Origin of the sequence: Polaribacter sp. Hel1_85 (assembly GCF_000766795.1) — a bacterium.
In the GTDB taxonomy this organism is placed as follows: domain Bacteria; phylum Bacteroidota; class Bacteroidia; order Flavobacteriales; family Flavobacteriaceae; genus Polaribacter.
Genome location: NZ_JPDS01000001.1, coordinates 1365260 through 1378596, shown reverse-complemented (window position 1 = coordinate 1378596; position 13337 = coordinate 1365260). Strand labels below are relative to the sequence as shown.

Below are 13337 nucleotides of genomic sequence, written 5' to 3'. Positions count from 1 at the left end.
ACTTACTGATTGATAAACGAAACCGTATTTACAGCAACTAATGCAGCAGTTTCTGTACGTAATCTACTTTCACCTAAAGAAATAGGAGTGAAGTCTTTATCTAAAAATTTTTTTATTTCATCAACAGAAAAATCGCCTTCTGGTCCAATTAAAATAGTTGTTTTTTCTGATGGTTTTATAACAGATTGTAATAAGTTTTTATCTTGTTCCTCACAATGTGCAATACAAACTTGTCCTTCAAAATCTTGATTGATAAATTGATTTAGTTTAACAGGAGCATTTAGTTTTGGCAATGTAAATTTTAAAGATTGTTTCATGGCAGATTGAATGATTTTTTCAAATCGTTCTAATTTAACCACTCTACGTTCTGAGTTAGTACAAATAATTGGGGTAATTTCATCAATACCAATTTCTGTTGCTTTTTCTAAAAACCATTCTATTCTGTCATTCAGTTTTGTAGGAGCAATTGCAATATGTAAATAATAATTCCAAGGTTTTGGTTTTTCTTCAGAATGAATAACTTCTGCAACGCATTTTTTATCACTTGGAACTATGATTTTAACATCAAACAAATAACTCTTTCCGTTTGTGATTTTAAGAATGTCATTTTCTTTTTTACGTAAAACACGTACAATATGTTTACTTTCAATTTTATCGAAAGTAATTTGTGTTGTTTCTACAGTAATTTCTGAATTATAAAATAGTTGCATGCTGTGGGTTCAAAGTTTAATAATTAAAGGTCAAAATTGAGATTTCTCAATCGCTAAAAAAGCTCATTTCGAGATGACATTCGTTATTTTTTTCATTCGTGATAACTGAAAACTGCGACTGCCACTGAAGACTAAATTACTGAATACTCTTTTTATAAGTTCTACGTCTTTTATGAGTTACAGGTTTAAAGTTTTCCCACAATTTTTTAATCGCTTCGTTGTCTTCTAACTCAGGAGTTCTAATACAGTTGTCAATACCTAAAGGAGCGAATGTTTTTGTGTATTGATCAAAAATAATGGCATGTACACCTTTATTCTGATAATCTGGATGCACACCAATTAAATAGAAAGTAACGTCTTTTGCGTGTTTTCTAGCTTTTAATAAATGAAACAATCCAAAAGGAAATAATTTTCCTTTCGCTTTTTGTAAAGCTTCCGAAAAAGAAGGCATTACAATTGCAAAAGCAACTAATTTATTGTTTTCATCAACCACAAATTTTATGTATTCTGGGTTGATAAATGAAATGTATTTCTTTTTAAAAAACGCAATTTGAGCATCAGAAATAGGAACAAAAGTTGATAGTTTAGAATACGCTGCACTAAAAACTTCGAACATTTCATCTACATAAGGCATAATGTCTTTTGTCTTTGTAAAATCTAAAGCTTTTAGTTTAAAACGTCTTTTTAAAATGTTACTAATTCTATCAAAATAAACACCATCAACATTTTTAAATTTGAATTTATTTTCTAGATATTCTTTCTCTTTTACAAAACCTAACTGTTCTAAATGTTCCTTGTAATAGGGGTGATTATACCAAGTAATCATGGTTCCTAAATGATCGAAACCTTCAATTAAAACACCTGTTTTGTCTAAATTGTTAAAACCTACAGGACCTTCAATATATTCGAGTTTATTTTCTATTCCAATCTCTTTAACTTTATTGAGTAAAACTTTACTAACTTCAATATCATCAATTACATCAAACCACCCAAAACGCATTTTTTTAATTTGTTGTTTTTCAACTTCAAACCAATTGATAATAGCAATAACTCTACCAACAATTTTATTGTTTTTTATTGCTACAAAAAACTGAGCATCAGCATTTTCGAAAACAGGGTTTTTAGCAGGATCAAAATTATCAATTTCGTCTTTTATAATTGGTGGAACCCAATATTTGTTGTCTTTGTATAATGAAAAAGGAAAAAGCACAAAAGCTTTCATTTCTTTTTTGGAAGTAACTTTTTTGATTGTAATCATATTACAAAAATAGCATTTCTATTTGTTATTTTTCTTCATTTCCTTTTCTAGCTCTTTTATTTCTCTTTCTAGTTTTTCTATATCGGTTTCTTTCTTTTTTACTTTCGGTTTTTTCTTTCCAAACAAACCTAAAAAACCACTTTTTTTCTTTTTTGTTGAAGTTTGCTTTCTACTTCTACTAGGTCTTTTTCTAGTAGATTTTTTACTTTCCTTTTTCTTGAAAATATTCAATAATCTATTAAAAAAACCGCGTTGACTTTTATTGTATCTTGTAATTGGAGTATCTTTCAATAGTACTTCTTGTGCATCTAAATCTACATAAGAATCTTCGTGGTTGTCAATTCTATATGAGATTCCTAAACTACCATAAAACCCGGAAGCTTTTCCTTCTATAAGGTATCTTGAAGAAGCATTTATTTGAAAATCTTTACTAAACAGGTATGCTAATCCTGTTCCTAAATTTAAATTATTCTGATATTTTTGAAAAATTCCTTGATGTTCTAAAAAACCAGACCATCTAGAACCAAAATTTTGTGTTGCAGTAATTATATATGATATTTCAGAGAAATCAGTGCCAATTTTATCATAATAAACATTTGAAATAACGTTGAATTGGTTAGTAAGATTGTGTTGTAATAAAATACCCACTTTTGGTGTAATACTTTCTGTTTTATGAATTTCGTTTACAAAATCAGTATTCATCCCTAAGTATAAAGCTACAGAAGGAATAAAACGTTTTTTGTCAAATGCATTTCGTTTTTTCCAGCTTCTAACTTCTTTTGTTTTATCTGTGTATTCTGGTTGAAATAATAAGTATTTCGCTCCAATTGTAAACTTGCTTAATCCTGATGAAAAATAATGAGAAGTAAAAATATTTTTAAAAGCTACTTTGTCTCTTTGATACGTTAATTGAGTATTTAATTCTAATTTATCAAGAAAAAAACTTGTTCTAAAAAGCAAGTCTACACCAAAAGATTGTGGTCTAGAAAAAGTAGGCTCTATACTTGTGTTTTTTAAGAAAAAATTACTTTCAAATTGATATACTCCCGAGCCAACACTATAGGGGCTTTCTGAAAAACCAGGTTTGTTAGAATTGATTACATTTGTATATTGTGCTTGTATTGAGTTGATTACAAGTAGGGAAAAGAATAAAAAGAGATTCGAAAAAAAGTTCTTCATAAATTAGAATACAATTTTAAATATAGTATCTATCAATTAACACAAACATAGGTTAAAAATGCTATTTTTTAAAAGCAAACAATACTTTTTTGAGTTTATGAAAGTTTTATAGTTTGTTAACGCTTCAATTGTCTTCAAATTGTTATTTTTGAATGATTTTTTTATAAACATAAATTTAAATGGGTTTACTAAAGACTATATTCTTTATACTTCTTTTTTACTATGCTTTTAAGTTTTTAGCACGATTATTTGCACCTTTTTTAATGAAAAAAGCGGCAGAAACAATCAAAAAGAAAGCTGAACAGCAATATGGAGGAGGACAACAACAAAAAAGTACTGTGCCAGAAGGAGAAACTGTAATTGATAAAAAACCAACAAAGCAACAACAGGGTAAAGATTCTGTTGGTGAATATGTTGATTTTGAGGAAGTTGATTAATTTGAGATTTCATTAACTAAAAAGTATTCACTTGAAAATTTTTAATAAAGTTATACCTTATATTATAGCTATTGTAATTTTTGCATTAGCTTCAATCATATATTTTCACCCGGTTTTAAAAGGGCAAAAACTAAATCAATCTGATATCACTCAATTTAGAGGTATGGTAAAAGATATTAATGATTTTAGGGCAGACAAAAATGCAGAACCTTATTGGACTGGAGCTTCTTTTAGTGGGATGCCAGCGTATCAAGTAAGTGCTTATTATCCGAATGATTTTGTAAGATTATTAGATAGAACTTTACGTTTTTTACCAAGACCAGCAGATTATACTTTTCTTTATTTTCTAAGTTTTTTTGTATTGATGATGGCTTTAAAAGTCAATTGGAGATTGGCAATTTTAGGAGCACTCGCCTTTGGGTTTTCTACATATTTGATTATCATTTTTGGAGCAGGACATAATGCAAAAGCACATGCAATTGCATATATGCCTTTGGTTTTAGCAGGAATTTTGTGGGTTTTTCAGAAAAGATACATTCTTGGTTTTGTGGTAACAGGAGTTGCAATGGCTTTAGAAATTTATTCTAATCATCCTCAAATGACTTATTACCTAGGATTCTGTTTATTAATATTAGGAATCGTAGAACTTATAAATGCAATTAAAGAAAAAACGATTCTGGTTTTTATAAAACAAAGTGTGGTAATTATTGCAGCTGTTTTATTAGGAATTGGAGCAAATTCTTCGCGTTTAATGGCGATGAAAGAATATGCAGACCATAGTACAAGGGGAAAATCTGAATTAACAATAAATACAGATGGATCTAAAAAAGAAGCTTCAATAGGATTAGATAAAGCATATATTACAGAATACAGTTATGCTAAACTAGAAACTTTTAATCTGTTTATTCCACGTTTTATGGGTGGAGGAACAGTTGAAAAATTGGGAGAAGATTCTAAATTCTATCAAACGATAGAAGATGCTGCAGGAAAAAAAGTAGCCAAAGATTATGCTTCTCAAGTTTTAACCTATTGGGGAGATCAAACAATTGTAGAAGCGCCTGCTTATATTGGGGCTGTAGTTTTCTTTTTATTCTTTTTAGGATTTTTCTTAGTAAAAGGAAGATTAAAACAATGGTTAGTTGCTGCAACGGTTTTTTCAATATTAATGAGTTGGGGAAGAAATTTTGATGTGTTAACCAACTTTTTTATTGATTATTTTCCTTTATACAACAAGTTTAGAGCAGTTTCATCGATACAAGTTATTGCAGAATTGTGTGTCCCAATTTTAGGTGTTTTAGCATTAAAAGAATTCTTTTCATCTTCTGTTTCTTTAGAAGAAAAACAAGATGCATTAAAGAAAACTATGTATGTTTTTGGTGGATTAATAATTGTTGGGTTTTTATTAGCTCATGGTTTTGCCACTTTCGAAGGAACAAGAGATTCACAATACGCACAATTACCGGGATTAATAGATGCAATAATTTCTGATAGAAAATCGATGTTGTTAATAGACTCTTTACGTTCTATAATTTTAATGTTACTTTCTGCTGGAGTTTTATTTATGTTATTAAAGAACAAATTAAAACAAGGTGTAGCAATATTAGTATTAGTTGCTTTTATACTGTTTGATTTAATTTCGGTTGATAAAAAATATGTAAAGGAAGATGATTTTAAATCGTCTAGAAAAATAGAAAAACCATTTACAGCTTCTACTGCCGATAAAATAATTTTACAAGATAAAGCACATTTTAGAGTTGGTAATTTTACTGTAAATCCTATGAATGATGGAAGTACATCTTATTTTCATAATTCAATTGGTGGTTACCATGCTGCAAAATTAGGACGTTATAATGAGCTGTTTGAATATCAAATAGCAAAAAATAACATGCAGGTTTTAAACATGTTAAATACCAAGTATTTTATAATTGGTAATGATAAAGGAGAAAAACAAGCACAACTAAATCCTGATGCAAATGGAAATGCTTGGTTTGTAGAAAATGTAAAAGTTGTAAATTCTGCAAATGAAGAAATACAAGCATTAGATTCTTTAAATACTAAAATACAGGCAGTTTTTGCTAAACCATTTGAAAAGAAGAAGGCAATAAAGTTTCCACAAGAAATAGATTCAACTGCAAGAATAGAATTGGTTAAGAATGATCTTACAACATTAACCTATCAATCTAAAACAGAAAAAGAACAGTTTGCTGTATTTTCTGAAATCTATTATAAAGAAGGTTGGAATGCTTATGTTAATGGAGAATTAACTCCACATTTTAGAGTAAATTATGTTTTACGAGGAATGATAGTTCCAGCAGGAAATCATGAAATTGTGTTCAAGTTTGAGCCAAAAGTAATTCAACAAGGAAAAATAATATCATTATCATCTTATGCTTTACTAATTTTAATATCAATTGGTTGGTTCTTTTATGAAAAGAAGAAGAAAGCATGAAAATAGGAATGATTTTAGATGCTCAGTTTCCACCTGATCCAAGGGTAGAAAATGAAGCAGTTTCTTTAGTAAATAACGGACATGAAGTTTTTCTTTTTTGTTTAAAATATGCAAATGAAAAGAAATCAGAAATTATTAATGGAATTCAAGTAAAAAGATATGCTTCTAATAAACTAAAGTATAAATTATCTGCCTTAGCTTACACTGTTCCTTTTTATACTTTTTTGATGAAAAACAAGATTCATCAATTTATAAAAGAAACAAATATTGATGCTTTACATATACATGATATAAGAATTGCAGAGGCTGTATATAGTGCAAATAAAACGTTTAAATTACCTGTTGTTTTAGATTTGCATGATAATATGCCAGAAGTGATGAAACTGTATCCACATCTTCAAAAATTTCCTGGAAAATATATTATTTCTCCATCAAAATGGAAAATTAAAGAAAGAGAGTTTATAGAAAAAGCAGATAAAGTGATTTCTGTTTCACCAGAATTTCTCGAAAATTTAGAAGAAAGAATTCCAACATCAAAAGACAAATTGGTTTTAGTGCCAAACACTATTAGAGAATCATTTTATAAAAATTATACTTTAGATAATTCGATCATCAATAAGTATAAAAATAATTTTGTTCTTCTGTATTTAGGAGATACTCATTTAAGAAGAGGTTTGCAAACTGTAATAGAATCTTTAATTTCTTTAAAAGATGTAATACCAAATATTAAGTTAGTTATTGTTGGTAAGAATACTACAGATGTTGTTTTAAAACAACAAGTAAAAGATTTAAACCTTGAAAAATATGTTGATTTTGAAGGATGGCAAAATGTTTCTTTATTTCAATCTTATATTTTGGCAAGTGAAATTTGTATTTCGCCTTTGCATAGAAATTTGCAACATGATGTAGCTTATGCAAATAAAATTTTTCAATACATGAGTTTAGCAAAACCACTTTTGGTAAGTAATGCAACTGCTCAAAAAGGGTTGGTAGAAAAAAATAACACAGGTTTAGTTCATAAAGATAGAGATGTTAATGACTTTTCTGATAAAGTATTAATTCTTTATGAAAATTCTGAATTAAGAAATGAATTAGGAAAAAACGGTGAAAATTTTATTAAGAATAAATTTTCATGGGAGCAAACTTCAAAAAAACTACTACATTTATACGATAATTTACAAAATTGAAAGTACTAATAATTACATATTATTGGCCACCTGCAGGAGGTTCTGGAGTTCAACGTTGGTTGAAATTTGTAAAATATTTACAAGAATTCGGAATAGAACCTGTTGTATATACTGTTGATAATGTGAATTACCCGAAAGAAGATAATACGTTAATTAAAGAAGTTCCAAAAAATATAGAAGTTTTAAAACAATCAATTTGGGAACCAACAAATCTTCTTTTTTGGAAGAAAAATAAATCACAGAAAAGTGGTGTTTCAAATGTAAGTAAAAGTGGTTTGTTATCCTTTGTTCGAGGAAATTTCTTTATTCCTGATCCTAAAATATTTTGGGTAAAACCTTCTGTGAAATATCTACAAGAATATTTAGATTCAAACAAAATTGATGCTATAATTTCTACAGGTCCACCTCATAGCATGCATTTAATTGCTCATAAATTACAGCAAAAAAACAATATAAAATGGATTGCAGATTTTAGAGATCCATGGTCTGATTTGTATTATAATAAAGATTTTAATCAGCTTTCATTCGCAAAAAACAAAAATAGAAAGTTAGAAGAAGCTGTTTTAAAAAAATGCAGATTGTATTTTAACAGTTAGTAATACTCTAAAAGAAGAATTTAAAAAAACTGCCAATAGAGTAGAGGTGATTACCAATGGTTTTGATGATGAAGTATCCACTAGAAATATTATAAGGTTAGATAAAAAATTTACGATTTCTTACATTGGTTTGTTACCAAAACAAAGCAATCCAAAGGTTTTATTTAGAGTTTTAAAAAAACTTTGTTCTCAGAATGAAAACTTTAAAAGAGATTTAAAACTTAATTTTATCGGTGATATTTCTGATGAAGTTAAAACAGAAGTTGGCAATAATAATTTACTTGAAAATGTAAATTTTGTTGGTTACGTAAATCATTTTGAAGCAATAGAATATCAGAAAAAAGCACAAGTATTATTGTTGTTAATTCCGAATATAGAAAAGTCTAAAGGGATTTTAACCGGAAAACTATTTGAGTATTTAACAGCAAAAAGACCCATTTTAGCTATTGGACCAAAAGAAGGAGATTTATCAGAAATTCTAAAAGAAACAAATGCGGGTTGTGTTGTTGATTTTTCTAATGAGAAAGAGTTGTCATCAGAAATATTAAAACTTTATCTTCAATATAATGAAGGTAGTTTAGAAGTGAATTCTAAAAATATTGAAAAATATCACAGAAAAGAATTAACTAAAAAGTTAGCATCAATAATTAAAAGTCTACATTAGTAAAATGGGAATTATATTAAAACAATCTTTTAAGAATACACTTTTTATTTACTTAGGTTTTGCCTTTGGTGGAATAAATACCTTGTTTTTATATACTCGTTTTCTTGAAGATGAATATTATGGTTTGGTTACTTTTTTATTATCTACATCAAACTTATTAATGCCTTTAATTGCATTAGGAATTCATCATACAATTGTAAAATATTTTTCAAGTTATTTTACAAAATTAGAACAAGATCGTTTCTTGTCCTCTGTTTTGTTTTTACCATTGTTAGTGGCAATACCAATTGCTTATTTTGGTAACCTTTTTTATAATGAAATAGGAGATTATCTATCAATAGAAAACCCAATAATAAAAGATTATACGTTTGTAATTTATTTGGTAGCAGTTGCTTGTGCTTATTTCGAAATTTTTTATGCATGGGCTAAAGTTCAATTTCAATCTGTTTTTGGAAACATTTTAAAAGAACTTTGGAATAGAGTTGTAGTAATGATTTTACTATTTGCTGTTTATTTTGAGCTTATTACAAAGGCAGAATTTATTTATTATTTAACGGGAGCGTACTTTTTAAGAATGTTTGTAATGATGTTTTATGCATTCAAATTATATATGCCAAAATTCACCTTTTCTAAACCGGATAATTTTAAAGAAGTACTCCATTTTTCTGGTTATATTATTTTAGCAGGAAGTGCTGGCGCAATTATTTTAGATATTGATAAGTTTATGATTCCAGGAAAAGAATCTTTAGTAAAAGCTGCTTATTATTCTGTAGCAGTCTTTATTGGTTCTTTTATTGAGGCGCCAAGTAGAGCAATGTTAAATATTTTACAACCTCTAACATCTAAAACTTTAAATGAAGAAAATCATAAAGAAGTAGCTTCTTTATATAAAAAAAGTTCTATTAATTTACTGTTAATTAGCGGGCTTTTCTTTGTTTTGATAAATGCTAATGTAGGTCAACTATTCAAGTTATTACCTGTAGAATATGCTGGTGGCGCATTAGTTGTTTTAATGATTTCTTCACTGAAGTTATACAATGGTTTTTTAGGAAATAATGGTGCGATTATTAATAATTCTAAGTTTTACAGAATAACGTTACCTATTAGTGTTACGATGGCATTATCTGTATATTTCTTAAATAAACTTTTTTATTATGAGTTAGATATGGGAACTGATGGATTGGCATTAGCAACTTTACTTGTTATATTTTCTGCAAATACATTCAAACTGTTTTTTGTCAAGAGTAAGTTTTCTATGACGCCTTTTACAAATAAATCTTTGATGATGATTTTAATTATTGCCGTTTTATATCTCGGTTTTAATTTCTGGGATTTTCCTATAAACAATATCTATATTTGGAAGTTTCCAATTCATCCAATAATTAATATCGCATTAAAAAGTATCTTAATTTTGGTTGTATATATCTTTTTAGTACTGAAGCTTAATATTTCAAATGAATTCGATAACCTTCTTAAGAAGTATTATAGATAACAATCTATATAGTCTGTAATCATATGAAATAACAGTGCAAAACATAAGATTTTTGTTTTCTTAAAAAATAGGCCAACACCATAAAAACCAATTGCAATATAAGAGTGCAATGGATGAAAGTTAATACTGCATCTATTGTTGTCAAAAATAGGATTTGCTAAAAGATGATCTAGATCAACTAACATAGAGCAAATGAAAATTAAGTAAACAATTTTCCAATTACTCTTAAAGAAAAAGTAGGCTATAAAAAATGGCGCTATAAAATGCAGTCCATAATGTATGATAAACTCTAGTGTCATAAATAAAAAAAAAGGCTTATTTTAAAATAAGCCTTTAAATATATTGTTAGTGTAACAATAAATTGGGGGAATTAGTATTACAAAGTTAGTTTATTTAGACCAGTTATAAATTAACATATGTTAATTATATTGATTATTTTGAAAATGATTTTTTTCTAATTCTACTTAATTGTATGGGGGTAATATTTAAATAAGAAGCAATATGGTATTGAGGAATAAGGTCTTCAATATCCGGAATTTGCTTTTTAAGTTTGATATATCTTTCTGTTGCATTTAAAACTGATAAATCATATATTCTGTTTTCTGATATTGTATGGACTTTCTCTAAAGCTTTTATATAAATAAGTGAAAGTTCTAGATTAGAATTTACTAAAGCTTTAAAATCATAAAAATTACCTTCTAAAACCTCACAATCTGTTAAACAATCAAAAACATAGTTAGATGGTTTCTTTTTTATTAAAGAAGTTAAAGGGGCAAAACCAGAGATAGATTTATACAATCTTTTAATATACTCTTTACCTTTATTATCAATAACATAACTTCTAACCATACCTTCTTTTAAAATATAAAATTTAGAAGTCGTTTCACCTAAATCAATAATGACATCATTTTTTTTGTAAGATTTAGCTTTTACTATATTTTTTATTGCTTTAAAAATCTCTTCAGATTGAGAAGTTGAATAGTTTTCGATAAAAATTTTAAAGTAGTCCATAAAAAAATCCTGTCTAAAGTTAATGAATTTTTTATTACAAAAAGCTAATTGTATTAGGGCCTTCCATAAAAAGTAAGTCTAAAATTGATAAGTTCGCAATAAAACCGTGTTTATCATCAAACATTTGAATGTAGTTGTCTACTAATTTATTAGGTTTGTTTTTTACATCTGCAAGTCCTCTAAAATCATTTTTATTTGTTTTAACAATATATTCTTCTGTTTTAGAGTATTGTTGAGGTATTTGTAATGCATCAGATATAAATAAAAAAGTATCAATATTTACATCTTGTAAAAAAGTGTATTTTTTTGTGAAGATAGATAGTAAATCATCTTCATAAAATTCGTAAAAAGGTGAAGTTCTATATGCTGTTTGTAAAGATTTTAAATGATGCTCTTGCCAATGAGCTTCATTATCAACCAATAAATCTTTTGTTTTTTTACGTTGAGAATTTCCTTTGTTTTTATCCTTAACAGGAATGTTTAATAGCTGTTTTCCATTAGAATTGTAGATGTAACATCTATTTCTATAACTCTGCTTTTGAAAATTATCTTCCATTTCAAAAACAACAGCTTCAGATTTTACAATTTCTGAATATTCAGAAATAGGTCCAAAATAAGAAGGGATAAATAATGACATCCTTCTTATTTTTTAGCAGATTTCTTTTTTCCTTTGTAGAAACTATAACCTACATATAGACCAATTAAGGCCAAAACTAAATACCTATAAGAAACTGGTTTTCCATCTCCATGCACAGTTGTAAACATTCTGTCCCAACGAATTGATTTTATTTTCTCACCAAATGAAGGCGCATTGGCATCCCAACTAAACCAAACCATTACAGGTTTTCCTAAAACATGATCAAAAGGAACATAACCCCAATATCGACCATCTAAAGAGTTGTGTCTATTATCTCCAATTAAATAATAATAATCTTGTTTAAATGTATATGAATCTGCTTTTTCTCCATTAATATAGATGTTTTCTCCAACAACTTGTAAATCATTGTTTTCATAATTTTTTATGATTTGCTCGTAAAAAGGTAAAGATTCTGAATCTATTTTTACAGTTGCTCCTGCTTCTGGAATATAAATTGGCCCAAAGTTATCTTGACTCCAACCTAAGCTCTCTACATGAGGAAAAATTGCATTGTCTGCACCATGATTCACTTTATTTACTGAAACAGTTAATGGGTATTTTTTTAAACGTACTACTTCTTCATCAGTTAAATTGATATTAATTTTAGTATCAACAGAAAGCATTTTTAATCTTTGAGCAAACTGAGGATTTATTCCTCCAACTACTTCTGTATATAAAGAATCGGAGCCAATTTTAGATAAGAAACCATTTTCTTTTATAGCTGCTTGAACTTTAGGATTATTCCAATATTCACTTAGAATTTTATAGACATTCGTTCTTTCTTTGTCAATTAAAAACTTAGGATATGTACTTTGATTTATAGGTTTTTTAGATTCATATGTGTAATAAAACTGTAATTTTGCTCTGTCTGGTAAAGTATTTTCTTTTCCATTTATGTAGAAACGACCATTTTTCATTTCTAAAGAATCTCCTGCAATACCAACACAACGTTTTACATAATTCGTTTTTTTATCTACAGGTTTGTATGTGTATTTTCCAGAATTATCTCCCCACATTGTAGCTAATGTATCGGCAGGCCAATTAAAACAAACAATATCGTTGTTTTTAATTTTTTGCAAACCAGGTAAACGTGTATAAGGTAACTGAGGTTTCTTTAAATAAGATGCAGTTCCTGTAAAAGGTAAAGAATCATGAACCATTGGTGCAGCAATTACTGTTGATGGAACTCTAGCTCCGTAATGAAATTTACTTACAAATAAATAATCTCCAACTAACAAAGATTTTTCTAAAGAGGATGTTGGTATTGTAAAGGGTTGCATAAAATAAGTATGTACCAAAGTTGCAGCAATAATCGCAAAAGCAATAGAGCTAATCCATTCTCCAAGTTCAGAACGAGGTTTTGAACTTCTATTTGCATTGTATTTAGAGTCAGTAGCGTAATTGATATAAAAGATATACAATCCTAAAGTTACAATAACTAAAAACGAATCTAATTTTTTATAAAAACCAAAAGTTCTAATGGTTTCAATCCAAATAACTGGAAACATTAATAGGTTTACAATAGGAATAAATAGTAAAATTATCCACCATTTAGGACGATTTATTATTTGCATTAAAACAATTCCGTTATAAATAGGAATTGCTGCTTCCCAAGCTTTTCTACCAGCTTTTACATATAATTTCCAAGTTCCTAAAAAGTGAATTACTTGTACTACTAAAAAAAAGATAAACCATTCTGTAAATGTCATAATTGTAA

Annotated in this window: 13 protein-coding genes; 6 read left to right on the top strand and 7 right to left on the bottom strand. The window is 27.8% G+C overall.

Going from position 1 to position 13337, the window contains the following annotated elements:
* Positions 1–2 precede the first annotated feature (2 nt).
* The 3 genes from PHEL85_RS05890 to PHEL85_RS05880 form a co-directional block, all read right to left on the bottom strand.
* On the bottom strand, positions 3–710 hold the full coding sequence (locus PHEL85_RS05890) for a 16S rRNA (uracil(1498)-N(3))-methyltransferase (RefSeq protein WP_036822281.1): 708 nt from the start codon (positions 708–710) through the stop codon (positions 3–5).
* A 136-nt stretch (positions 711–846) separates the two neighbouring features.
* Positions 847–1968, bottom strand: coding sequence for a hypothetical protein (locus tag PHEL85_RS05885; protein ID WP_036822279.1), 1122 nt, complete (start codon positions 1966–1968; stop codon positions 847–849).
* Between the two features lie 18 nt (positions 1969–1986).
* Positions 1987–3147, bottom strand: coding sequence for a transporter (locus PHEL85_RS05880; protein WP_081965078.1), 1161 nt, complete (start codon positions 3145–3147; stop codon positions 1987–1989).
* Between the two features lie 179 nt (positions 3148–3326).
* Between PHEL85_RS05880 and PHEL85_RS05875 the strand changes: the two genes are divergently transcribed.
* The 6 genes from PHEL85_RS05875 to PHEL85_RS05855 are packed head-to-tail and all read left to right on the top strand — an operon-like array spanning position 3327 to position 9972.
* Complete coding sequence (locus tag PHEL85_RS05875) at positions 3327–3584, top strand: DUF4834 family protein (RefSeq protein WP_036822276.1); 258 nt, start codon at positions 3327–3329, stop codon at positions 3582–3584.
* A gap of 31 nt (positions 3585–3615) precedes the next feature.
* Entirely contained in the window at positions 3616–6033 is a 2418-nt protein-coding gene (locus PHEL85_RS05870; RefSeq protein WP_410477243.1) for a YfhO family protein, read from the top strand.
* Positions 6030–7220: a glycosyltransferase family 4 protein gene (locus PHEL85_RS05865; RefSeq protein WP_036822271.1), complete on the top strand. Its 1191-nt coding sequence runs from the start codon at positions 6030–6032 to the stop codon at positions 7218–7220. Before PHEL85_RS05870 ends, PHEL85_RS05865 begins: the two co-directional genes overlap by 4 nt.
* Entirely contained in the window at positions 7217–7816 is a 600-nt protein-coding gene (locus PHEL85_RS18260) for a hypothetical protein (RefSeq protein ID WP_316931325.1), read from the top strand. Before PHEL85_RS05865 ends, PHEL85_RS18260 begins: the two co-directional genes overlap by 4 nt.
* Positions 7817–7862: 46 nt before the next feature.
* Entirely contained in the window at positions 7863–8480 is a 618-nt protein-coding gene (locus tag PHEL85_RS18255; RefSeq protein WP_316931323.1) for a glycosyltransferase, read from the top strand.
* Between the two features lie 4 nt (positions 8481–8484).
* Positions 8485–9972, top strand: a complete 1488-nt coding sequence (locus PHEL85_RS05855; RefSeq protein WP_036822269.1) for a lipopolysaccharide biosynthesis protein — start codon at positions 8485–8487, stop codon at positions 9970–9972.
* On the opposite strand, the gene PHEL85_RS18085 is transcribed toward PHEL85_RS05855, so the two are convergent.
* The 4 genes from PHEL85_RS18085 to lepB all read right to left on the bottom strand — a co-directional run bounded on the left by PHEL85_RS18085 (position 9963) and on the right by lepB (position 13329).
* On the bottom strand, positions 9963–10271 hold the full coding sequence (locus tag PHEL85_RS18085; protein ID WP_036822267.1) for a DUF6122 family protein: 309 nt from the start codon (positions 10269–10271) through the stop codon (positions 9963–9965). The two genes, PHEL85_RS05855 and PHEL85_RS18085, sit on opposite strands and share 10 nt — an antisense overlap.
* Before the next feature lie 133 nt (positions 10272–10404).
* On the bottom strand, positions 10405–10983 hold the full coding sequence (locus PHEL85_RS05845; protein WP_036822264.1) for a Crp/Fnr family transcriptional regulator: 579 nt from the start codon (positions 10981–10983) through the stop codon (positions 10405–10407).
* A 34-nt stretch (positions 10984–11017) separates the two neighbouring features.
* Positions 11018–11620 carry a WbqC family protein gene (locus tag PHEL85_RS05840; protein ID WP_036822261.1) on the bottom strand — a complete coding sequence of 201 codons (603 nt, stop codon included), beginning with the start codon at positions 11618–11620 and terminating at the stop codon, positions 11018–11020.
* A 5-nt stretch (positions 11621–11625) separates the two neighbouring features.
* Positions 11626–13329: a signal peptidase I gene (gene lepB / locus PHEL85_RS05835; protein WP_036822259.1), complete on the bottom strand. Its 1704-nt coding sequence runs from the start codon at positions 13327–13329 to the stop codon at positions 11626–11628.
* Between the last annotated feature and the right edge of the window lie 8 nt (positions 13330–13337).